We start from the raw sequence: 22,852 nt of genomic DNA on the forward strand, positions 1-22,852 counted from the left end.
GGGGCCGCGGGGGCGTTCAGCTAACTGCGGGAATGGCCTATTTGCTCAATGTGTTCGGCTGAGATCGGAAATCAACCCACCACAAAGGTGCCTGTCCCCTTTGTGGTGGTGAAGTGCTAGGGGAGGAGCTTCATGGCGGCGTCGTGGGCGGCGTGCTCGTAGGTGTCGTCGAGGGGTTTGAGCGGCAGCAAGGCGGCGGCCTGTGCATCGCCATGGTGCTCGAGGGCATGGGCGATCAGCCAGTCGGCGAGCTCGGGGTTCTTGGGCAGCGCCGGGCCATGCAAGTACGTGCCGATGACGCCCTTGTAGATCAGGCCCTCAAAGCCGTCGTCGCCGTTGTTGCCGGTACCCGTGACGACGGACGTTCCGAGCGGCGTGACGTCTGCGTCGAGCAGGGTGCGACCTCCATGGTTCTCGAATCCCACAAAGGGCTCGGGTGACAGGTCGGTCTTGACGGCGACGTTACCGATCAGGCGATTGGCGCCGCGCACGGTCTCAGCGGCAATGACCCCCAGACCTTCAATGCGATTTTCGCCCATATAGTACGAACGGCCGAGCAGCTGATAGCTGCCACAGATGGCAAGCAGCGAGCCGCCATCCTCAACATAGGCCGCGATCTTGTCTTTTTGGGCGAGCAGCTCGTGTGCCACGGCTAGCTGGTCGCGGTCGGAGCCGCCACCCATCATGACGATATCGGCATCGGTGAGATCGAGTGACTCGCCCATACGGACCTCGTCCACGCGCACGGGAATGCCACGCCAGGCGCAGCGGCGCTCGAGGGCGATGACGTTGCCGCCGTCGCCGTAGAGGTTAAGGGCATCGGGATACAGGTAGACGATGCGCAGCGGGTGCGAAAGCTCGACTGGCGCGATGCCGACAGGAAGAGCGCTGCCGTCGGCACGGGCTACGGCGCGCCCGGCAACAGCGTCGGCGGTGGCGCCTTTCAGCCCGTCGAGCTCCTTGACCAGCGGCGGGAAGGCCGTGTAGTTGGCGACGGCGTAGAAGGTGTCATCGGCGGCCTCGTCTGCCACGGCGCCAATTGCCTGCGCGACGTCCGAGATAATCGCGGCATCGATGCCGGCGTACTTGAGGCGCACCTGCATGTCGTGCGCGCGCGTGCCTCCGGCAAAGGCGACAAGACCCGGCGTGTCGGCGATGCGCTCAAAGTCGACGTCGTAGATCCACGATACATCGTGTCCGTCGGCGTCATTGTCGTTAAGGAAGAAAGCGCAGAGTCTGCCGCCTGCCGTCTTGATGGACTGGATTTGTCGATCGAAGCCTACGGGATTCTTAGCCAGGTTGGCCTCGACGGTGCGGCCGGCGATATCCCAGCGCCCCATACGTCCGCCGGCGGGGACGTAGGCATCGAGCGTAGGCTGTAGAAGCGCCGTATCCACGCCCAACTCGTGCGCGGCAAAGAAGGCGGCGGCAACGTTGTAGACCATGTACAGGCCGTTGTAGCGTGTGGCGATGTGTGCGGCAGCCGCGTCGGGCGCAGATCCAAAGACCAGGTCAAAGTCGTAGCCGTCGCAGCCGAGCTCCACGCCCGTCACGCGACGGACAAGCACAGGGCGGGCCCAGCCGCACGAGGGGCAATGGTAGGCGCCGAGCTGGCCGTATTGCACGTAGTCATACTCCAGCGGCGCGTTGCACTGTGAGCAAAAGCGCGAATCGCTAATACGGTCGGACTCGGTGTTGGTGGCGCCGTCGATGCCAAAGGCGATGTTTGCATTGGGAACGCGTGCGGCGATCGCGGCACACAGCGGGTCGTCTGCGTTGTAGATGAGCGTTGTTGCCGGAGAGAGCTCCAACGCATGGGCGATGACCTCCTGGGTGTGATCGATCTCGCCATAGCGATCCAGCTGGTCGCGGAACAGGTTGAGCAGCACGAAGTACGTCGGCTTGAGCTTGGGCAGGACGCGCACGGTGTAGAGCTCATCGCATTCAAAAACGCCCACGCGCTTGCCGCCGCCGGCTCGCTTGAGGCCGCTGCGCGCCTCGAGCAGTGCACCCACCACGCCCGGCTCCATGTTGTTGCCGGCGCGGTTGCATACCACGGTGGCGCCGCTGGCGGCAACGGCGTCGGCGATGAGGTTGGAGGTGGTGGTCTTACCGTTGGTGCCGGTGATCACCACGCTGCGGTCGATAAGGCCGGCGAGGTCGCTTAGCAGCTCGGGGTCGATCTTCATGGCGATGCGGCCGGGGAGTACGCCGCCCTGGCGTTTGAGGACAGAGCGCAGTCCCCAGCGAGCGATATCGCTCGAGGTACAGGCGAGAGATGAGCGGAGGTTCATGAAGCCGTTCCTAACATAGATGACATGGTCGGGGCGATCGCGTCGCTAAAAGCCGTAGCGGCGCGCAAATTCCTGGGCGAGCTGCGATACATCTTCGCAGGCGTTGGCCCAGGGGGCAAAGTCTGGGGTGTCCGAGATGATGCCGTCGGCTTCCCAAACCGCCTGGTGCGAGAGGTCCCAAGGGTCGCGCGGCTCGGGTCGGCAGGGAAGATACGGCGTCTGGTACATGGGGTTCAGCAAGAAGAACGCGCCACCCTCGCAGCGGTTGGCGAACTCACGCAGCGCGCGCGTCGCCGGGCGCATCTTGTTTGTTTTGAACAGCAAGATCGTGCGGGCGAGCAGGTACCAAGGAGAGTTTTCGAGTGCGTCTGCCCCCATCTGTTCCTCGAGCTGATGCGCCAGGGCAAAAAAGCCGTCCTGGTCTTCCAAGCGGGCGAGGGCAAGCAATACGGTGCCGGCGGCCCGGGTGGGATAGCCCTCCGCCTTAAGGACACGGCGAGCATAGTTGGCGGCGGCGCGGTAACGAGCGCTCGCCATGCACAGCTGCGAGATGGCCTCGAGCGTGTGGAGCCACCCGATAAGGGCCGGCTCGCTCACGGTGAGGTCTGCTGCGGTGACACCGTCGGCCAAAACATTATTGGCCCAGTAGTGCGGGGCCTCCATATCAAACCCGGGCACGCCCTGTTGCAGGTAGTCGGCCGTGCTCGTCTCGAGCTTCATCAGGTCGCCCAGGCAGGCGTCGACGGGCGTGTCCGCCAAAATGATGGCGAGCAGCTGGGCATCGACGGCCAGCGCATCGATGCGGACGATCTTGAGCAGCTCATCACGCATATCGTCGAACAGGCGGTTGCGCGTCTGCTCAAACTCCTCGTCGCTGCCCATGTCCTCGATGCGATGGAGCTCGTCGAGCAGGTGGCGATGAACACCGGCATAGGACAGCAGCGCCTGAGCATGCTCGGACTGCGCATACTTTTGGGGATTCGCGCTAATGTCGTTATGGACAAGCTCGCGTGCTGCATCGGTGAGCTCGGGGTGCGACGCCAGATAGGTGCGCTCCAAGTAGGCGGGGATGTAGACGCTCGGATCCATTAGAGGTCCCCTCCCTTAAATGGAAGCCCCTGCTCGGCTGCACGCAGGATGCGCTCGTCGATCTGGGAGCGCACGATGTCGTTGGTGGCGACCCAGGCGGCAAAGCTGGCGTTGTCGGGCGCGCCCAGGCCCTCCTGTAGCACCGGCGTCGCCTCGGACAGGGCAAGGACGAGCTCATCGGTGGAGCCCACGCCCACGTTGACGCGGGCATAGACGCCATCGGGAAACTCGGTTTGGAAGTAGAGCGCCTCGGCTGCGTGCGGGCATGAGCGCACAAGGATACGCAGGTAGTGCTCGGCGCCCTCGTAGTCCAGCTCGCGCCAGGCAGCGCTCATCAGCGCGATGAGCGTCCACGGGTCCAAGTCGCGCTCCGCATCTTTGGGACGACGGCGCAGCGGCGTGTTGGCGAGATAGGGGACGGAGTGGGCAGAGCGAAATCGCTTGAGCTCCTCGGCGGGGTATTCGAGCTTTGCCATAGCGAGCATCGCGGTGTGGCGGACACCAGCGGGGTCGTTGGGCGCAAAGTCCAAGCTGCGATTCGCGGCTTGGAGCGACATGCGGTAGCGTCCGCTAATGAGCGCGCGCGATGCCAAGGCGGCAAGCCAGCGCAGGTAGGGGCGGCGCATAAGGTCGCCAGCGGCCTCACGCTCGTAGGGGTCCTGCGCCGAGGCGATTTTGAGCGCCAGGTCATGCTCGACTTCATCGCGCTTGGATGCCAAGTACTGTACGTATTCCTCGTTGGAGCTGGCGGTGAGGGCGGTCAGCATGCGCTGGGCATCCCAGTTGGCCGGGTCGAGCGCGGCTGCCTCGCGGAGCATGTTCTCGGCAGCTGCCTCTTCTTGCTCTGCCTGGGTATCGTCAGGGATAAAGGGAATGCGGTAGTCGACAGCCTCGACCACCTTGGCAATGAGGTGCCCGGCGCGGTCGCGGTCGTGCACGATGAGCGGTGCGGGGTTGCGGGTGAATTGTTCCATCAGACGCTCTACGGCGGCACCGTCGGTGAGCGGGATATTGTCGCGGCGCAAGGCCTCAAGAACGAGGCGATGGCAATCCTCTTGAATGGGATCGAATGCCATGGGGCCTCCTTTGCTGCGGTTAGGGTTCAAATGTTTCTATATAAGGTTCTAGTTTACCCGCATGTGGCACACCGGGGGTGCCGCACTTGGACTTGCACCTTTGCACCACGAAGACGGATGTCGCACAAATGTCGGCACCTTGGACGACCGAGTGGTATCACGGTGCCGCAAACGGTCGATTTTTGGCGGCGAACGGTGCATATTTTGGAGGGGCACGGTCCTGCCCGGGATATGTAGTCAACCTTGATAAAACGTTTGCCCAGCTTGGGAGTATGAATGCCGCACAAGGGTCTTCAGGGATAGAAAAAACGTTTCATCATTGGCGGCTTTAGGTGAATAACTGACCAACCAGAACGGTAAAATAGTGTTTGTCTGAGCGTTGAGACGTTTAGACATCGCGCATTGTCATCGCCGGCAACGCGCAAACCGGTCCTAACGGAGCCAATTGGGTGCTCCGTTATATACGCAAGTCTAAGAGGGGCTTGTTTAGGAGGCACAGTATGGGACGTTTTACCAATCCTCGCGATCTGTACTTTGGTGAGGGCGCTCGCCACGAGGTGAAGAACCTCAAGGGTAAGAAGGCCATCATCGTTTCTGGCGGCAGCTCTATGCGCCGCGGCGGGTTCCTGCAGGACGTTGAGGCCGACCTCAAAGAGGCCGGCATGGAGGTCAAGCTGTTCGAGGGCGTCGAGTCCGATCCCTCCATCGAGACCGTCATGAAGGGCGCAGCCGCTATGCGCGACTTCGAGCCCGACTGGATCGTTGCTATCGGCGGCGGTTCGCCCATCGATGCTGCTAAGGCCATGTGGGTCTTCTACGAGTATCCCGAGGAGTCCTTCGACAACATTATCCAGCCGTTCAGCTTCCCCGAGCTGCGTCAGAAGGCTCACTTCTGCGCCATTTCCTCTACCTCCGGCACTGCTACCGAGGTCACCGCATTCTCCGTCATCACGGATTACGAAAAGGGCATCAAGTACCCGCTGGCCGACTTCAACATCACCCCTGATGTCGCCATCGTCGACCCCGAGCTCACCTACACCATGCCCGCCAAGCTGTGCGCTCACACCGGCATGGATGCTCTGACCCACTGCATGGAGGCCTACGTTTCCACCTGCGCCTCTATGTTCACCGACGCCAACGCTCTGCACGGCATCCGCGAGATCGTCGAGTGGCTGCCCAAGTCCTATGCTGGCGACCATGAGGCCCGTCAGCACATGCACGAGGCTCAGTGCATCGCCGGTATCGCCTTCTCCTCGGGCCTGCTCGGCATCGTTCACTCCATGGCTCACAAGACCGGTGCTGCCTTCGAGAACGGCCACATCATCCACGGTGCCGCTAACGCCATGTACCTGGGCAAGGTCATCCAGTGGAACTCCAAGGATCCCCGTGCTGCCGAGCGTTACGCTTACGTGGCCAAGGAGATCCTGCACCTTCCCGGCGAGACCAACGAGGAGCTCATCGCTGCGCTCGTCCAGAAGATCCGCGACCTCAACGACCAGCTCAACATTCCGCAGTCCATCAAGGATTACGCGAATGGTGGCGTGAAGGTCGACGCCGAGAACCCGCAGATGGTTTCCGAGGAGGAGTTCCTCGCCAAGCTGCCCGAGATCGCCGCGAACGCCGAGCAGGACGCCTGCACGCCCGAGAACCCGCGTGAGACCAAGGCTGCCGACTTCGAGAAGATCCTCAAGGCCTGCTACTACGATACCGACATCGATTTCTAATCGACTCCCACTGTCTTGCAAGGGGTCTCGCGCTCAATGCGCGGGGCCCTTTTTGCTATGGTGCAAAGGGATCAGGTTACTTTGCACTAATCGTTGTTTGATGAAGGGCGGATTCTCGTATGGCGCTTCCTATGGTTTATGGCGGTCCCGGCCGGTATGTTCAGGGGCCGGGCGAACTTTCGCGCCAGGGCAGGTATTTGTCATGGTTGGGCTGCGCTGCCTATGTCTTGTTTGACCAGGGCACCGAGGATCGGCTGTGCAAGCAGATCGTCGATGGATTTCTGGACGAAGACCTAAGCGAGCCATTCTTTAAGATTTATAACGGTCCGTGTACGGAAGAAGCCGTTGTAAAAATGGCTAAGGAAGCCCAGGCCGAGTATTGTGACATGGTGGTGGGCATTGGCGGCGGCAAGATGCTCGATATCGCCAAGGCCGTTGCGTATTATGCCGAGTTGCCGTTGTGCGTATGCCCCACGGCGGCTTCGATGGACGGTCCGTGCAGTGCGATTTCGGTGCTGTATCACGAGGACGGGTCGTTCGACCGCTACCTGATGCTCGAGAAGAATCCAGACCTAGTTGTGGTCGATACCAACGTGGTCGCGGCAGCCCCGCTGCGTATGACGGTCGCTGGCATGGGCGACGCGCTGGCAACGTACTTCGAGGCACGTTCGTGCGCCGCGGCGCATGGCGCCAACGAGCACGGTGGCACGCCGGGGCACTTGGCCCTGGTTGCTGCTCGGGCCTGCTATGACACGCTCATGGAGTGCGGCGTCGCTGCCAAGCGCGATCTCAAAAAGGGACGTATATCGCCGGCGGTTGAGCGCCTGATCGAGTGCAATATTCTGCTCTCGGGTGTTGGCTTTGAGAGCGGTGGCCTATCGCTTGCCCATGCCATCGCCAACGGCTTAACGATTCTGCCCGAGTGCAAGGCCATGCACGGCGAGGCCGTGGCATTTGGCCTGGTGGTGCAGCTGCGTCTGGAGCGTGCGCCCGAGCTTAATCAGGTGCTCGAGTTTTGCCAGCGCGTCGGTCTGCCGACGACGCTCGAGGAGCTGGGCCTTGGCGAGATTTCCGATGCCGACCTGATGAGCGTTGCAAATGCGGTCTTTAAAAACGAACGTAATATGGCCAACGAGCAGGCCAAGGTGACCAAACAAAAGCTCGTACAGCTCATGTGCGAGGCATAGTTTGGCGCTTGATTGAACTTGTGCAATCGAGGCGGCGATAGGCCATGGGCTATTTGCCGCAAAGATGCGCCGCGTGTAATTTGCCCGAGGCATGGGCCGATAGCGTATCATTATCTCTTGCTTGTTTGCACTGCTCAGGGAGGGGCCGCGCATGGCGCAGGAACACGATCTGTTTGATGACATTATCGAGATCAGCAAGGGTTTCGATTTTCTTAAAAACCCGCTTGGCGGTGTGACCAATGCACTCGATCCGTCGGCGCCGCAGTGGAATCCTGCCGACTACAAGGAGCGTCCGCGCGGCAACACCATTCCGTGCCTGACCTGCAAAAACGAAAAGAGCGGCTGCACCGCGTGCATGGACGTGTGCCCGGTCAACGCTATCGAGGTCGAGGAGGACGCCATCGAGATCCTCGACTCCTGCCGCAAGTGCGGTCTGTGCGCCGCTGTCTGCCCAACCGAGGCAATCATCTCGCCGCGCCTGGCGCCTAAAAACCTGTATGACGATATCGTCTCTGCTGCTACGAGCCACGAGACCGCCTACGTCACCTGCACGCGCGCCCTCAAGCGCATGCCGCGCGAAAACGAGGTCGTCGTTGCCTGCGTGGGCGACATTACGGCCGAGACCTGGTTCTCGGTGCTGGCCGACTATCCCAACGTGAGTGTGTACCTGCCGCTGGGCGTGTGCGATAAATGCCGCAACACCGGCGGCGAGGACATCCTGGGCGAGGCGATTGCGAAGGCCGAGGAGTGGGCCGGTACGGGCATGGGCCTGGAGGTCGACCCCAAGAGCCTCAAATGCCATAAGCGCCGCGAGTACGAGCGCAAGGAGTACATGGAAAAGATCGCCCGTACCACGGGCCTGACGGTGACCAAGCTCAATCCGGCGACGGCGGCGCTGGCTTCGGTGACGCAAAAGCTCAAGGCCCATCGCCATCAGATTACCCAGCTGGAGCGCACGCTCAACACCATGTGCGGCACCACGACGACCAAGCGTCGACGTTCGCTCACGCACGGGCGGCAGCTGGTGCTCTCGACGCTGCAAAACCACCCCGAGCTTGCCCAGAACATGCAGGTGAGCACGCCGGAGTGCGATTTTGACAAGTGCACGTCGTGCGGCGAGTGCATCAACGTGTGCCCCACGTTTGCCTGCGATTTGGTGGGAAGCGGTCGCTTTGCACTGGAGTCCACGTATTGCCTAGGTTGCGGAGCCTGCGTCAAGGTGTGCCCCGAGCATGCGCTCAAGCTTGTTGAGCACGATGCGTCCAATCTGGTCGTCGTCGACCCCGAGGCCGAGGAAAAAGCTGCTCAGAAGGCCAAGGCTCACGAAGAAGCTGAGAAGGTCAAGGCTGAGGCAAAGGCCAAGCTCGACAAGATGCTCGATCAGGTGGAGAAGCTCGCGGACTAGTCAGCGACCCCTATCTCTGCTTCATTTGCGCCGCTGCGGTGTCCGGATTCGCCCGGATGCTGCGGCGGCGCTATACTTATGAAGTTTGAAGTACCTGTACCAAAGGAGCTGTCGTGTCCCTTTCCATCGGTATCGTGGGCCTGCCCAACGTGGGCAAGTCGACGCTGTTCACCGCGCTTACCAAAAAGACCGGCCTTGCCGCCAACTACCCGTTTGCCACGATCGACCCCAACGTGGGTATCGTCGATGTGCCCGATAACCGCCTGCAAAAGCTCGCCGACATCGTTAACCCGGGTCGCATTGTGCCGGCGACGGTCGAGTTCGTCGACATCGCAGGTCTGGTGAAGGGCGCTAACGAGGGCGAGGGCCTGGGCAACCAGTTCCTGGCCAACATTCGCGAGACCGACGCCATCTGCGAGGTCGTGCGCTACTTTAAGGACCCCAACGTCATGCGTGAGGTGGGCCGCACGGGCGAGTTCGTCGATCCCGCCGGCGATGCCGACACCATCATGACCGAGCTCATCCTGGCCGACATGGGCACGCTCGAGAAGCAGCTGCCCAAGCTCGAGAAGGAGGCCAAGCGCGACAAAGAGCTCATGCCCAAGTTCGAGGTGGCCAAGCGCCTGCTCGCTTGGCTCAACGAGGGCAAGCGAGCCGCGTCCATGGAGATGACCGACGAGGAGCGTGCCGCCGCCAAGGGCCTGTTCCTGCTCACTATGAAGCCCATTCTGTACGTGGCCAACGTGGACGAGGATATGCTCAACGAGGACCTGGCGCCCATCGATGGCGTCAAGCCGTTGCCCATCTGCGCCAAGATTGAGGCCGAGCTTTCCGAGCTCGATCCCGAGGACGCCGCCGACTACCTGGAGAGCTTGGGCCTGGAGCAGCCCGGTCTGGACGTGCTCGCGCAGGCGGCCTATAAGCTGCTCGGTCTGCAGTCGTTCTTTACGGCCGGCGAGATGGAGGTCAAGGCCTGGACGGTTCGCCAGGGCGCGACCGCCCCGCAGGCCGCCGGCGTCATCCACACCGATTTTGAGCGCGGCTTTATTAAGGCCGAGGTCATTGGCTACGACGACTACATCGAGCTCGGCGGCGAGCAGGGCGCCAAGGCCGCCGGCAAGTTGCGTATTGAGGGCAAGGACTATGTCATGGCCGATGGCGACGTCGTGCACTTCCGCTTTAACGTGTAAGGACGACGCATATGTTCAAATATGGCAAAAAAGCCGGCTACATGGGCATCGCACTGCTGGTGCTTGCGGTGCTTCCGCTGGTGGTCGCAGCGTTTGTAATCCCCAACATTGGCCCCGAGGTGGCAACGAAGTTTAACGCAGCCGGCGAGGTGACGCGATGGGGCAAGAGCTACGAGCTGCTGGCGCTACCGGTGCTCAACCTGCTGCTGAGCGTGGCGACATACTTTACGGCGGGACGTCAAGCCAAAAACAATGATGACTCCGCCGCCATGGCGCGCATCGTGTGCGAACGCTACCTGCGCAACGGTTGCATCACGGGTGTGTTCCTCAACGTGATCAACGTTTACTTTATGTACTCGGCGATTACCGGAACGGGCTTTGGTTTTGGTTTCTAGCTTGTCCTTTTAGGCAACGAGCCTGCACGCATATTCAATGGCTGCTGCGAGGCCGCCGCTCGATCGTGGTTGAAAGACTACATCGGCGGCGGCCTCGTTTTCGTATCCGGCGCCGCGAAGGGCGAGTGCTATGCCGGCTTCTAAAAGGAGCGGCAGGCCGCGTTGGCTGGTTGCGATTACGGCAACCTGATTGAGCGAGCAGCCGTGCGTTTGGCATTGAATGGCAAGTTCACCTTGCGCCGGGCAAGGGACCAGAACGGCGACGACGCGACTTGATAGCAATGCAAATGCTGTGCGCTCATCGGGCGAAAGGCATTCTGCTTCAACGACGACGAGCTTGGGCGGTGCGCTGTTTGTGCGAAGCGTGGCTCGGTGCATGCGGACCGAAGAACCCGACATAGAAAACTCCTGTGTATTCGGCAAAACGTAAACTATAGTTTACGTTTATGTTCGGCTCCATTTCAAACTCGGCTGCATGGACGAACGTGCGAAACAGATTCTTGGCAGGCGGGTCGAAGAGACACGCAGGGACCTTGGTATCTCCAAGGTTGATTTTTGTGTGGCGACAGGAATCAGCCGACCCTACCTCGACCGAATCGAAGATGGGACGGCAAATTTCACGCTCAAGGTTCTATTTAAGATCGCGCCCGCACTCGGCATGACGGTGTCAGAACTTCTCGAGGGCATTGAATAGAAGATGCATATTGACCGGTGGTTACACCATCGGGATACGGTCGTGGTTGACTTGGCTGTAGAACAGGCGCTGAATTTCTGACGCATCACGTGACTGGCCGAGTGCCCACATGGTCTTGGCCACGAGCGTCTCGGTGGTCATGTCATCGCCGCGCAGGATGCCCGGATGATCGGCGTAAGCGCGGCCGACCTCATAAACGCCCAGATCGAGGCCCTCTTCGGGGACCTGTGTGGTCATGACGACGGTGCGACCCGAATCGACCCAGCGGAAAATCGCCTCCTGGAACGACTCGCCCGACTCACCAAACTCGGGGATACCGCCAATGCCAAAGGTCTCAAGGATTACAGCATCGTAGCTATCGGCTAGGGCGTCGAGGATGCCCGGGTTTACGCCGGGCGTAAGCTTGAGTACAAATACGCGCGGGTCGATGCTGTCGTAGAAATGCACCGAGTTTTCGTCCTGATGCGTGCCGTGAAGCCCGTTGCGCACGATACGGTCATTGCGGATGTAGGCAATGGGCGGATAGTTGACGCTAATGAATGCGTTGAAGCTCATGGTGCGCTGCTTGCGGGCGCGCGTACCGGCAATGGCGACGCCGCCAAACACAATCGACACATCGTGCGAATGCTCGTCGAGTGCATAGAGCAGGCTCTGGTACAGGTTGAGCTTGGCGTCGGTAAAGGGATTGCCCATGGGCTTTTGCGAGCCGGTGAGCACGATGGGCTTGGGGCTGTCCTGAATCAGGTAGGAAAGCGCTGCCGCGGTATAGCTCATGGTGTCGGTGCCGTGCAGAATCACGAAGCCGTCGTGGTCGGCATAGCCTTCGACGATGACGTCGCGGATACGCATCCAGTCACTGGGACGCATATTGGTGCTGTCGATGTTCATGGGCTGCACGACGTCGAGCTCGCAGAGGCCCGAGATCTCTGGGACGCTCTGGGCGAGCTCCTCACCGGTCAGGGCGGGGGAGAGGCCGTTGCCGTCCTCGGTCGATGCGATGGTGCCGCCCGTGGCGATGAGAAGGATGCGCTTCATGCTGGTATTCCTATCGTATTTGCCGCCGCAGAGGCGGAGTCGTTCGGCAGTATTGTGGCACAGGGCGTCCAATGTTCAAACGTATTACATCATCCGTAACGTTTGGTAACACTTCAATTGCCGTCAAATTGGGGCCTGGTCGTGCGTTTGCCGTGCGCTGATGGCTGCGAGGGACGAGAAACCCCATATAACGTGTACACTATGGAGGTTATTTTCGTTCATTCACGCGGGTGGGCACCGGCTCCCCGCCAACAAGAGGGGGATACCATGGATCAAAAGGCTTCCGCAAAGGTCCTCGTACTCGACTTTGGTGCGCAGTACGGTCAGCTCATTGCCCGTCGCGTCCGCGACCTCAACGTGTATTCCGAGATTGTTCCCTGCGACATATCGGCCGACGAGATTCGCGAGATGAACGCCTCTGCGCTCATCCTTTCTGGCGGTCCGGCCTCCGTGTACGCCGAGGACGCTCCGTCCATCGACCCCGCCATCTTTGACCTGGGCCTTCCCGTCTTGGGCTTCTGCTACGGCCATCAGATCACGGCGGTGACGCTCGGCGGCAAGGTCGGTCACTCCGAGGTGGGCGAGTACGGCCGCGCCACCATCACGCGCACGGCCGGCGCCAAGCTCTTTAACTCCACGCCCATGGAGCAGACCGTGTGGATGAGCCATCGCGACGCCGTTTCCGAGGTGCCCGAGGGCTTTACCGTTACCGCTAGCACCGACGTGTGCCCGGTTGCCGCCATGGAGTGCGTCGAGCGCAAGATTTTCACCACGCAGTTCCACCCCGAGGTCAAGCACTCCGAGTACGGTCAGCAGCTGCTGAGCAACTTCCTGTTTGAGATCTGCGGCCTGGAGCCCAACTGGAGCATGGACAACCTGGTCGAGACCATGACGGCTGAGTTCCGCGAGAAGGTCGGCGACGACCGCGTGATTCTGGCCCTGTCCGGTGGCGTCGACTCCTCCGTCGTGGCTGCGCTGGGCGCTCGCGCCGTGGGCAAGCAGATGACCTGCGTGTTCATCAACCATGGCCTGCTGCGCAAGGGCGAGCCCGAGCAGGTGGAGGAGGTCTTCACCAAGCAGTTTGACGTCGACTTTATCCACGTCCACGCCGAGGACCGCTATGCCGAGCTTCTGGCCGGTGTGACCGAGCCCGAGGAGAAGCGCCGCATCATCGGTACGCAGTTCTGGAAAGAGTTCTTCGCCGTGGCGCAGCAGCTCGAGACCGATGGCAAGCCGGTCAAGTACCTGGCTCAGGGCACCATCTACCCCGACATCATCGAGTCCGGCGCTCGCAAGACGGGCGGCAAGACGGCCACCATCAAGAGCCACCACAACCTGATCCCGTTCCCCGAGGGCGTGCACTTCGACCTCATCGAGCCGCTCGATCATTTCTTTAAGGACGAGGTCCGTGCACTTGGTCTGGCACTGGGCCTGCCGGGTCACATCGTGTTCCGCCAGCCCTTCCCGGGCCCGGGTCTTGCCATTCGCATCATCGGTGCGGTCGACAAGGAGAAGCTCGAGATCCTCAAGAACGCCGACGCCATCGTGCGCGAGGAGCTGGATGCCTACAATCAGCGTCTGTTTGAGCAGACCGGCGAGCGCAACTCCGAGCACAGCTGCTGGCAGTATTTCGCGGTTCTGCCCGACATTAAGTCCGTCGGCGTTATGGGCGACGAGCGCACCTACCAGCGTCCGATCATCCTGCGTGCCGTCGAGTCCAGCGATGCCATGACCGCCGACTGGGCCAAGCTGCCCTACGACGTACTGGCCCGCATCTCCGGCCGCATCGTTGCCGAGGTCCCCGGCGCCAACCGCGTGTGCTATGACATCACGTCCAAGCCGCCCGCGACGATCGAGTGGGAGTAGGCTGATAGGGTTCTGACCTGCACTTTTGAGTGCCGCACTGTGCCGCTGAGTTTCGTTTCGTACGAGAGTCATGGCAAAGCCGCCAGCGACGGCGGTGAGTAAATACGGTAATCTGGCCTCCGTTCCCGCGTTGGGACGGAGGCTTTTTCTTTGCCGTTTTACTCCCTTTCACCTGCGATTTCGCGATTTACTCCCCGTATTTCAAGACGACAAGGCACGGGGCGGTATTCGGAGGAACGGGAGTAAGAATTTATCCCAAGTGAGTAGACGTGCGATTTTTGTCCCCGATAACGAAAAGGGGCCGTTTTAGGTCCTTTGAAACTCAAATCGAACTCAATCGGCTTTTCGGCGGTCTCTGCACGGCGTTTCCCCAGGTGGTTAATGGGGAGTAAAGAATCTCGCCATCTCAATGAAAACGGGAGTAACCAGGGGAAATGCCGCGGCGTACTGCCGTGTGCCGCCATGTAAGCCACCGCGTCATTTACTCCCCGTTTACGCTTGAAATGCCTTGGCATGCAATGGAGAGTAAAAACTCAGCATACGCAGGTGCGAGCGGAGCTCACCGACTATCCTGGCGCCCTGATTCGGTTTTAGTGGTAGCGAAATGCGGAGAGCTGCTACAGCGAGGCTTTCCAGTCCTCGTACTCGGCGGCGTCGATCTCGCCGTTCTCGAGCCGTGCGCGCTTCTCTGCCCACAACTCGATCGCCATCGCGGCTTTGGGCGCGTGCGGCGCCTTGGGGTTCAGGGAGAGGCCCGAACCGTCGGCTGAGGGAACTATGCCGAAGGAGTCCTCGAGCCGCACGAGCAGCGATATGAGGTCGCCCGCGGTTTCGACGCCGTAATCCTTGAGGGCGTTGACGGATACGCCTAGTGCTGCGGCGATGGATTCGAGCAGCTCGGGCTTCACGGCGCGGATGCCGCTCTCGTAGTGGCGCACGGCCCCCTCGGTCAGGCCGACCGCCTCGGCAAGCTGCGCTTGCGTCATGCCGCGCGACTTGCGGTACCGCCTTATGTTCTCGCCTACGGACATGCGCCCTCCTCCTGGAATTACGTACCCGCACATCTTACCAGCGTACGCAAATGTACGCAATTCTATTGACAGTACAGATATGTACGTTTACTCTGAATCTGTAAACCGTACGTATCTGTACGCTAATGACAGGAGGAGCCATGGACGAGAAGGTGGCGAAGACGCCGAGGCCGCACATGCTGGATGCCGACGAGGTCGCGGAGCTGCTGAGGATCAAGAAAGGCAGCGCCTACGAGGTGATCAGGAAGATAAACGCCGAGCAGGAGGCGCGCGGGCGCGTGGTGATCCGCGGGCGCGTCCGGAGCGACGTCTTCGACGCCTTGTACTTCCCGGAGGTGGACTGACATGCCCGTGTACAAGGACGACAACAACGGCACGTTCTACGTGCAGTGCTACTACCGCGACGCCCGCGGCTCGAAGCGCCACAAGACGAAGCGCGGCTTCTCCTCCGAGGTGGAGGCCGCCGTGTGGGAAGGCCAGTTCAAGAGCCTTAACGGCGGGGCCATGGACATGACGTTCTCCGACTTCGTGGAGGTGTACGCCTCCGAGGTGAAGCCTCGCATACGCGAGCACACGTGGATCACCAAGGAGTACATCATCAACGACAAGCTCGTGCCGTTCTTCGGTGACATGCGCATGTGCGACGTGAGGCCGATCGACGTCATCAGGTGGCAAAACGAGCTCACCGAGCACCGGGACGCCGAGGGGAAGTCCTGGGCGCCGACCTACCTGCGCACAGTGAACAACCAGCTAAACGCCATCTTCAACCATGCCGAGCGCTACTACGGCCTCACCGACAACCCGGTGCGCAGGGTCGACAAGATAGGCTCGAAGAAGGGCGGCGAGATGCAGTTCTGGACCAAGGACGAGTACCTGAGGTTCAGCGAGGCCGTCATGGACAAGCCGCTCTCGTTCCATGCCTTCGAGCTGCTCTACTGGACGGGCATACGCTGCGGCGAGCTTCTGGCGCTCACGCCGTCCGACTTCATGCTGGAGAGCTCCCGGCTTCGCATCAACAAGTCGTACCAGAGCCTCCACGGCGTGGACACCGTGACCGACCCCAAGACGCCCAAGTCGGTGCGCACGATCGTCATGCCCGCCTTCCTGCGCGACGAGATGGCGGACTTCATCGAACTGCGCGACGACGTTGCGCCCGACGAGCGCCTGTTCGCCGTGACCAAGCACTTCCTGGCCCACGAGATGGAGCGCGGGTGCAAGGCGTCTAGAGTGAAGCGCATCCGCGTACACGACATACGCCACAGCCATGTGAGCCTGCTGATCGAGATGGGCTTCTCCGCGCTGGCCATCGCCGAGCGCATGGGCCACGAGGCGGTGGACATCACCTACCGCTACGCGCACCTGTTCCCCACGAAGCAGGACGAGATGGCCGCCGCGCTCGACGGAGCGAGGGGGTAAGAAGGATGCCGTGCGAGAACAGCGCCCGCAAGCGCAGCAAGACGATGGCGTTTCGCTGCACGCCCGAAGAGCACAAGCTCATATGCGAGATGGCTGCCTGGAGCGGCATGCTCAGGCAGGACTACATCATCGCTAAGCTAACCGATACAGAGGTTGAAGTGAGGCCCTCCGTGAGCATGCAGAAGGCGCTTAAAGACTCGATGGTGGAGTTGGCCAAAGAGGTGAAACTGGCGGCCTCCTACGGCGAGTTGAGCGATTCTCTGCAGCAGAGGCTCGAACTTGTGATGAGGCTCTTCCTGGCGCTCAGCGAGCCGATAGACGCACCAGCGGAAGAGGAACCGCAAACGAAGGCGCCCTCGGCTGTGCCGAAGACGCCTGAAGCTGGCGCCGATGGCGACATGAGCATCTTCGGAATGGGGCGCGGGTAGCGTAATATCCGAAGCTATCCTTGAAGAGTGGACGCGAAATTGGTTCTTGATCCATGTGCGCAAAAGCAGAAGATGGGACCCATACGCTGATGAAGGGTGATGAGGGTGTCGAGATGCGTCATCATCGCGGCGATTTCACGCTGCTCTTGCCTTGAAGGTAACCAGATTGGCGTCTTTTTGCCGGTCTCTATTGTGTAAGTTCCAACTGTTCCAATGCCTGCGGCCTCATTGATATAATTCTGAATAGCGCTAGCTGTAAAGCTGTGATAGAAGAAACCACCGTCAATGCTATACCGATTTTTAAACCAGATGATGTTTCCGTCTTTGAAGTAAACGGGATTGTCGCTGGTCACAAGCCATGGAACACCTATAGTTCCAACGCCTGTTACGAGCAGATCGCCAACTGAGACCTTGCCAGATTGCGCCGAGTATTCTTTGTACATCTCAGAAGATATAAACAAAGGGTCTTCAATAGACTCATTCTTGGCAAACGAAACAAGGTCACGTGCACGCAAGAATCGCACACCCTCATCTGTCCAATCTTCTTGATGAACCCTACGCACCGATGCGACATCCATTAGCTCGCCCAACTTACGCTGTTCCCAGGTAGATGTATCTATGTCTTATAATGATTGCCAATTGTTAAGTGCATAACTTTTTGCAGTTCGTAGATAGGTTTCGCCATGGTTTTCGATAAAGAGGCCGCGTTCGAGGAAGCGGTCATCACCGTGCTGAAGCAGCACGGCTGGGACGACGCGGGGGGCGTGCTTCGCTATCCCACCGAGCAGGACCTCATCAACAACTGGGCGAAGATTCTATTCCAGAACAACGCCGACATAGACCGCCTGAACGGCTGCCCTCTCACCCAGGGCGAGATGGCGCAGGTCATCGAACAAATCGAAACGCTCAAGACCCCGCTCGCGCTCAACGGGTTCATCAACGGAAAGACTGTCGCCATCACGCGCGACAACCCCGACGATGCGCTTCATCTGGGCAAGGAGGTGAGCCTGAAAATCTATGATCGTCAGGAGATTGCAGCCGGCCAGAGCCGCTACCAGATCGCTCAGCAGCCTGTCTATCCTGCGAAGAGCAAGATCTTGAACGACCGTCGCGGAGACTTGTGCCTGCTCATCAACGGCATGCCGGTCATCCATATCGAACTCAAGCGCAGCGGCATCCCCGTCAGCCAGGCCACCGGTCAGATCGAGAAGTATGCCCACGAGGGCGTGTTCACCGGGCTCTTCCGCCTGACGCAGATCTTCGTGGGGATGACCCCCGACGAGGCGCGCTATTTCGCCAACCCCGGCACGGGCGCGTTCAACCCGAACTTCTTCTTCCACTGGGAGGACTTCAACAACGAGCCCGTCTGCGCGGGCGACAAACCCGGAACAGACGAATGGAAGCGCTTCACCTCCACGCTGCTCTCCATCCCTATGGCACACCAGCTCATCGGCTTCTATACCGTGGCGGATAGCTCAGACGGCTGTTTGAAGGTCATGCGCAGCTACCAGTACTACGCGGCTGCTGCCATATCCGACAAGGTGCGCAGATGCAAGTGGGACGAGAGGCCCAAGAGCAGCGCCCCGGGGCGTCCTGGCGGCTATATATGGCATACCACCGGCTCCGGCAAGACCATGACGAGCTTCAAGTCGGCCCAGCTCATAGCTGACTCACACGACGCCGACAAGGTTGTCTTCCTCATGGACCGCATCGAGCTGGGCACGCAGTCGCTCTCCGAGTACCGCGCATTCGCCGATGACGCCGATGACGTGCAGGGGACCGAGAACACGCAGGTGCTGAAGTCGAAGCTCGCGAGCGACGACCCCAAGAACCGCCTCATCGTGACCTCTATCCAGAAGATGAGCAACGTGAAGGCCGGCGAGGGCAGGATCACCCAGGCGGAACTCGACCGCCTGGCTGCCAAGCGGATTGTGTTCGTTATAGACGAGTGCCACCGCTCAACCTTCGGCGACATGCTCCAGGACATACGCCGGGCTTTCCCAAACGCGCTGTTCTTCGGTTTCACGGGCACGCCGATCCTCGACGAGAACCAGAAGAAAGGCTCCACCACCGCCATGGTGTTCGGTGAGTGCCTGCACCGCTACAGCATCGCCGACGGCATCCGTGACGGCAATGTGCTGGGCTTCGACCCGTACATGGTGACGACCTTCGACGACCACGACGTACGCGAGGCCGTGGCCCTCGAGCAGGCTAAGGCCTCGAGCGTCGGCGAGGCCATCTCCGACGAGCGCAAGAGCAAGGTCTTCTATCACTACATGGACCAGGCGAAGGTCCCCATGGGTCCCATGGTTGACGGCGCTGGCAACCACATCAAGGGCATTGAGGACTTCCTGACCCGCGCTCAGTACTGGCCCGATACGCCGCACCACGGCAAGGTCGTCGAGGATGTGCTGCGGCGCTTCCCTGTGCTTTCCCACGGCAACAAGTTCCACGCAATTCTGGCGACGAGTTCCATCCCCGAGGCTATTGATTACTACCGCGCCTTCAAGAGGGAGGCACCGCAGATGAAGGTGACGGCGCTCTTCGACCCAAGCATCGACAACGATGCCGGCTCCACTGTGAAGGAGGACGCTCTGGTCGAACTTATCGAGGACTACAACAAAGCATATGGCCAGGAGTTTACCATTCCCACCTGGCCCGCCATGAAGAAGGACATCTCAGCGCGCCTTTCCCATAAGAAGCCCTACGTCAACGTCGACGCCAACCGCGAGAGCCGCATCGACCTGCTCATCGTGGTGGACCAGATGCTCACGGGCTTCGACTCCAAGTGGCTCAACACGCTCTATCTCGACAAGGTCATCGACTACGAGAGCATCATCCAGGCCTTCAGCCGCACCAACCGCCTGTTCGGCCCTGACAAACCCTTCGGCACCATCCGCTATTACCGCCGTCCCCATACTATGAAGGGCTACATCGAGGCCGCGGTGAAGCTGTACTCGGGCGACCGCCCGCTCGACATGTTCGTGCAGAAGCTCCCGGACAATATCGCGCTGATGGACGCGCGCCTTCAGGAGATACTCATGGTCTTCGAGGCAGCTGGCGTAGGAGACCTCTCCAAGCTCCCCGCATCGCAGGAAGCCAGGCGTAAGTTCGCCAAGGAGTTCGTCGAGCTCAACGAGTTCCTCGAGGCCGCGAAGGTGCAGGGCTTCACATGGGAGCAGGACACCTATGAATTCGAGGAGGAGCCGGAAGAAGGCGAGCTGAGCGGCAAGTCCTTCTTCGTGCAGCCGGTCATCGACGAGCGGACCTACCTCATCCTCGTGCAGCGCTACAAGGAGCTGTTCGCAGGAGGGGGCGGCCCTGGCGACGCGCCTGAAGCACCCTACGAGCTTGATGGTCATATAACTGAGATCGACACGGGGCTCATAGACAGCGACTACATGAACGCGAACTTCGAGAAGTGGCTGAAGTGCCTTGAGCAGGACGACGAGGGGCTCGCCGCCGCGCGCGAGGAGCTCCACCGATCGTTCGCGTCCCTGAGCCAGGATGACCAGCGCTTCGCCGAGCTGTTCCTTCACGACGTCGAACGAGGGGACGCCGCCCTGGAAGACGGCATGACGCTGAGGGATTACATCACGACCTATGCACGCAGGGCGAAAAACGCTCAGGTCGAGCGAGTCGTTGAGGCGCTCGGCATAGATGGCGATCTTCTTGCCACCATGGCTGCGCTCGACCTGGCGGAATCGAACATTAACGAGTTCGGGCGCTTCGACGATTTGAAGGACTCGGTGGACAAAGCGCGCGCCAAGGCCTTCTTTGAGCAGAAGGAGGGCAAGACGTTTCCCCTGTTCAAGGTGAACACCCGTGCGGCGGCGCTGTTGAAGAAGTTCATCCTGGAAGGCGGCTTCGACATCGACGAATGAGCGGCGATTTTGAACAGGCGAAATCGAGAGTTTGTCAATCCGAGGGGGCGTATGTGAGCGTGCGTCCCCTCGCTTCATCTTGGGAACAGCGTAAGCTGGGAGAGCTTGGTTCTGTCGCCATGTGCAAACGCATTTTCAAAGAACAGACCACAGAGCAAGGAGATGTACCTTTCTATAAAATCGGCACCTTCGGAGGTACTCCAGATGCCTTCATTTCGAGGGAACTTTTCGACGAGTATCAGCGGCTTTATCAGTTTCCAAAAGTCGGCGATATTCTGATTTCTGCTGCCGGAACGATTGGCAGAACCATCGTTTACCAAGGTGATCCTGCGTATTATCAAGACTCCAATATCGTGTGGCTACAACATGATGAGCGACTCGACAACGGCTTTCTGCTCCAATTCCTTAACGGAAAAAGCTGGAGCAGCCTAGAAGGGAGTACTCTAAAAAGGCTTTACAACAAAGACCTTCTTAATGCCGAGATAGCGATCCCATCTCCTGATGAGCAACATCAAATCGGGTCGACCTTTGCGAGGCTCGACGACATTATCACCCTTCATCAGCGTGAGCCGCCTCACACGATGAAGGAGGGTAAAAATGTCGATCAGCATCAATGAAGAATCGCTTTTCTGCGATTACTACTCGGAATGGATTAGCGTTTACAAAGAAGGGGCCATCCGTGAGGTCACCATGGGAAAGTACCGGCTCACGCAGTCTTGGCTTGCCAAGCTGATTCCAGACCTCAAGATAAAAGATCTCGACCGCACTTCGTACCAGCAGCTCATCAATGGTTACGCAGAGCACCACGAGCGCCAGACAACCATGGACTTTCACCATCAGCTTAAGGGAGCGATCCTTGACGCGGTTGACGAAGGACTCATCCCCCGCGACCCCACGCGCAAGGCCATCATCAAAGGGAAACAGCCGCGAGCGAAAAAGATCAAGTATCTCAACCAGTTTGAGCTTCATGCCATGCTCGGCGACCTTGATTTATCAGGCGGGCCGAGTTGGGATTGGCTTATTCTCATAGTCGCTAAAACGGGCTTGCGCTTCTCCGAGGCCCTTGGGCTTACCCCCGAAGACTTCGACTTCGCACATCAAACGCTCTCGGTGAATAAGACCTGGGATTACAAGAACGGCGGCGGATTCGTCCCCACGAAAAACGCCTCATCAGTGCGGAAGGTTCAACTCGACTGGCAACTCATCATGCAACTTTCCGGGCTACTCAAAGACCTTCCACCGACTGAGCCCATATTCGCGAAGGGAAAGGTCTATAACTCGACGGCTAACAGCGTTTTAGCGCGCCACTGCAAAAATGTTGGCGTGCCTGTCATATCCGTCCACGGGCTGCGGCATACGCATGCATCACTTTTGCTGTTTGCCGGCGTCTCCATCGCCAGCGTATCCCGAAGGCTCGGGCATGCGAGCATGACCACCACTCAGGAAACCTATCTGCATGTCATTCAGGAGCTCGAGAACAAGGACATTGACATCGTCATGAGAGCTCTTTCGACTCTAATTTAACCTGTATCAGCAAACCGCGACTCACGCTGATGAAGGGTGATGAGAGAATCAAGTGCGTTCAAAGAAGCGCCTATCGCGGATTGCTCCAATGCTGTCGGGAAGCAAATTTGCGTATCCTGCAGAGCCATCTTTGAGATGGAAACGACTTTAATTCCCTGCAACAAGGGCAATAGCTGATCATGGTACGCGGGGGCGTTCAAGTAATGGCCCAAATAACCAGATCCAAAGGGAAATTTGGGGCGCGCAGGTATTGTATGCAGGCCGGAAATAACGGGCTCATTTGGTAGTTTAACCAGTTCAACGCATTTTCCCGCAGATTCGTCTTCAGCCGTGTCGGCAAAAATAACGTCGCCTATGCGAAGCGTCGAGTTCGCGTATTTCGAAAGTATCGACTTGTCGTCGGCGAAGGGCAATTTACCCGAATCGAGCCCAAGGCAATCGCCAAACTTAATGAGAATGTCTCCATAATGGATGTTGCGAGCGCCGCCGCTTTCGGAATTTAAATCAGCACGAGATAGCGTGTTATTTTGCAGAAAGTCGAAACAGTCTCCCAACTTACGCTGTTCCCAAGCGGTTATTCGAGACAAGAAACTTCATCTTGGGAACAGCGTAAG

Annotated in this window: 21 protein-coding genes; 13 read left to right on the forward strand and 8 right to left on the reverse strand. The window is 59.6% G+C overall.

Annotated elements, in window-relative coordinates:
• Window positions 1-116 precede the first annotated feature (116 nt).
• Genes I1969_RS11080 through I1969_RS07515 form a run of 3 tightly spaced genes read right to left on the reverse strand, consistent with a single transcriptional unit; the run spans window position 117 to window position 4,459 of the window.
• Complete coding sequence (locus tag I1969_RS11080) at window positions 117-2,294, reverse strand: MurT ligase domain-containing protein (RefSeq protein ID WP_229028327.1); 2,178 nt, start codon at window positions 2,292-2,294, stop codon at window positions 117-119.
• Between the two features lie 45 nt (window positions 2,295-2,339).
• Window positions 2,340-3,383 (reverse strand): hypothetical protein, encoded by a 1,044-nt coding sequence (locus I1969_RS07510; protein ID WP_161194305.1) that lies wholly within the window; start codon window positions 3,381-3,383, stop codon window positions 2,340-2,342.
• Window positions 3,383-4,459, reverse strand: coding sequence for a tetratricopeptide repeat protein (locus I1969_RS07515; protein WP_195234271.1), 1,077 nt, complete (start codon window positions 4,457-4,459; stop codon window positions 3,383-3,385). The genes I1969_RS07510 and I1969_RS07515 overlap by 1 nt, the downstream gene beginning before the upstream one ends.
• Before the next feature lie 500 nt (window positions 4,460-4,959).
• Between I1969_RS07515 and I1969_RS07520 the strand changes: the two genes are divergently transcribed.
• The 5 genes from I1969_RS07520 to I1969_RS07540 all read left to right on the forward strand — a co-directional run bounded on the left by I1969_RS07520 (window position 4,960) and on the right by I1969_RS07540 (window position 10,360).
• Entirely contained in the window at window positions 4,960-6,183 is a 1,224-nt protein-coding gene (locus I1969_RS07520; RefSeq protein WP_022093871.1) for an iron-containing alcohol dehydrogenase, read from the forward strand.
• A 131-nt stretch (window positions 6,184-6,314) separates the two neighbouring features.
• Complete coding sequence (locus tag I1969_RS07525) at window positions 6,315-7,370, forward strand: glycerol dehydrogenase (RefSeq protein ID WP_229028335.1); 1,056 nt, start codon at window positions 6,315-6,317, stop codon at window positions 7,368-7,370.
• 151 nt (window positions 7,371-7,521) lie between these two features.
• Window positions 7,522-8,775 (forward strand): 4Fe-4S binding protein, encoded by a 1,254-nt coding sequence (locus I1969_RS07530; RefSeq protein ID WP_195234275.1) that lies wholly within the window; start codon window positions 7,522-7,524, stop codon window positions 8,773-8,775.
• A 113-nt stretch (window positions 8,776-8,888) separates the two neighbouring features.
• Window positions 8,889-9,965: a redox-regulated ATPase YchF gene (gene ychF, locus I1969_RS07535; RefSeq protein WP_117800540.1), complete on the forward strand. Its 1,077-nt coding sequence runs from the start codon at window positions 8,889-8,891 to the stop codon at window positions 9,963-9,965.
• 11 nt (window positions 9,966-9,976) lie between these two features.
• On the forward strand, window positions 9,977-10,360 hold the full coding sequence (locus tag I1969_RS07540; protein ID WP_118384797.1) for a DUF1648 domain-containing protein: 384 nt from the start codon (window positions 9,977-9,979) through the stop codon (window positions 10,358-10,360).
• A gap of 9 nt (window positions 10,361-10,369) precedes the next feature.
• Here the strand turns inward: I1969_RS07540 and I1969_RS07545 are convergent, their stop codons facing one another.
• Entirely contained in the window at window positions 10,370-10,759 is a 390-nt protein-coding gene (locus tag I1969_RS07545) for a hypothetical protein (RefSeq protein ID WP_195234277.1), read from the reverse strand.
• 76 nt (window positions 10,760-10,835) lie between these two features.
• Between I1969_RS07545 and I1969_RS11335 the strand changes: the two genes are divergently transcribed.
• Entirely contained in the window at window positions 10,836-11,054 is a 219-nt protein-coding gene (locus tag I1969_RS11335; RefSeq protein ID WP_035136926.1) for a helix-turn-helix domain-containing protein, read from the forward strand.
• 21 nt (window positions 11,055-11,075) lie between these two features.
• Here I1969_RS11335 and I1969_RS07555 read toward each other — a convergent pair whose 3' ends face one another.
• Window positions 11,076-12,089, reverse strand: a complete 1,014-nt coding sequence (locus tag I1969_RS07555; RefSeq protein ID WP_195234279.1) for an asparaginase — start codon at window positions 12,087-12,089, stop codon at window positions 11,076-11,078.
• Window positions 12,090-12,356: 267 nt separating this feature from the next.
• Between I1969_RS07555 and guaA the strand changes: the two genes are divergently transcribed.
• Window positions 12,357-13,955, forward strand: coding sequence for a glutamine-hydrolyzing GMP synthase (gene guaA, locus I1969_RS07560; protein WP_035136929.1), 1,599 nt, complete (start codon window positions 12,357-12,359; stop codon window positions 13,953-13,955).
• 617 nt (window positions 13,956-14,572) lie between these two features.
• Here the strand turns inward: guaA and I1969_RS07565 are convergent.
• On the reverse strand, window positions 14,573-14,986 hold the full coding sequence (locus tag I1969_RS07565) for a helix-turn-helix domain-containing protein (protein ID WP_195234281.1): 414 nt from the start codon (window positions 14,984-14,986) through the stop codon (window positions 14,573-14,575).
• A 140-nt stretch (window positions 14,987-15,126) separates the two neighbouring features.
• Here I1969_RS07565 and I1969_RS07570 point away from each other — a divergent pair, with 140 nt between their 5' ends.
• Genes I1969_RS07570 through I1969_RS07580 form a run of 3 tightly spaced genes read left to right on the forward strand, consistent with a single transcriptional unit; the run spans window position 15,127 to window position 16,830 of the window.
• A complete protein-coding gene (locus I1969_RS07570) occupies window positions 15,127-15,330 on the forward strand; it encodes a hypothetical protein (RefSeq protein ID WP_006681531.1) in 204 nt (67 codons plus the stop codon).
• Window position 15,331: 1 nt separating this feature from the next.
• Window positions 15,332-16,402: a site-specific integrase gene (locus I1969_RS07575; RefSeq protein ID WP_195234283.1), complete on the forward strand. Its 1,071-nt coding sequence runs from the start codon at window positions 15,332-15,334 to the stop codon at window positions 16,400-16,402.
• 5 nt (window positions 16,403-16,407) lie between these two features.
• Window positions 16,408-16,830, forward strand: coding sequence for a plasmid mobilization protein (locus I1969_RS07580; RefSeq protein WP_006234663.1), 423 nt, complete (start codon window positions 16,408-16,410; stop codon window positions 16,828-16,830).
• A gap of 14 nt (window positions 16,831-16,844) precedes the next feature.
• On the opposite strand, the gene I1969_RS07585 is transcribed toward I1969_RS07580, so the two are convergent.
• Window positions 16,845-17,450: a restriction endonuclease subunit S gene (locus tag I1969_RS07585; protein WP_271748097.1), complete on the reverse strand. Its 606-nt coding sequence runs from the start codon at window positions 17,448-17,450 to the stop codon at window positions 16,845-16,847.
• Window positions 17,451-17,513: 63 nt separating this feature from the next.
• On the opposite strand from I1969_RS07585, the gene I1969_RS07590 reads away from it, so the two are divergent.
• Genes I1969_RS07590 through I1969_RS07600 form a run of 3 tightly spaced genes read left to right on the forward strand, consistent with a single transcriptional unit; the run spans window position 17,514 to window position 22,238 of the window.
• Window positions 17,514-20,714, forward strand: coding sequence for a type I restriction endonuclease subunit R, EcoR124 family (locus I1969_RS07590; protein ID WP_195234287.1), 3,201 nt, complete (start codon window positions 17,514-17,516; stop codon window positions 20,712-20,714).
• Window positions 20,715-20,767: 53 nt separating this feature from the next.
• Window positions 20,768-21,331 carry a restriction endonuclease subunit S gene (locus I1969_RS07595; RefSeq protein ID WP_271748096.1) on the forward strand — a complete coding sequence of 188 codons (564 nt, stop codon included), beginning with the start codon at window positions 20,768-20,770 and terminating at the stop codon, window positions 21,329-21,331.
• Window positions 21,312-22,238 (forward strand): site-specific integrase, encoded by a 927-nt coding sequence (locus I1969_RS07600; RefSeq protein WP_006234658.1) that lies wholly within the window; start codon window positions 21,312-21,314, stop codon window positions 22,236-22,238. Before I1969_RS07595 ends, I1969_RS07600 begins: the two co-directional genes overlap by 20 nt.
• On the opposite strand, the gene I1969_RS07605 is transcribed toward I1969_RS07600, so the two are convergent.
• Window positions 22,235-22,792 (reverse strand): restriction endonuclease subunit S domain-containing protein, encoded by a 558-nt coding sequence (locus I1969_RS07605; RefSeq protein WP_229028328.1) that lies wholly within the window; start codon window positions 22,790-22,792, stop codon window positions 22,235-22,237. The two genes, I1969_RS07600 and I1969_RS07605, sit on opposite strands and share 4 nt — an antisense overlap.
• Between the last annotated feature and the right edge of the window lie 60 nt (window positions 22,793-22,852).

Origin of the sequence: Collinsella aerofaciens (assembly GCF_015548375.1) — a bacterium.
GTDB classification, from domain to species: domain Bacteria; phylum Actinomycetota; class Coriobacteriia; order Coriobacteriales; family Coriobacteriaceae; genus Collinsella; species Collinsella aerofaciens_AB.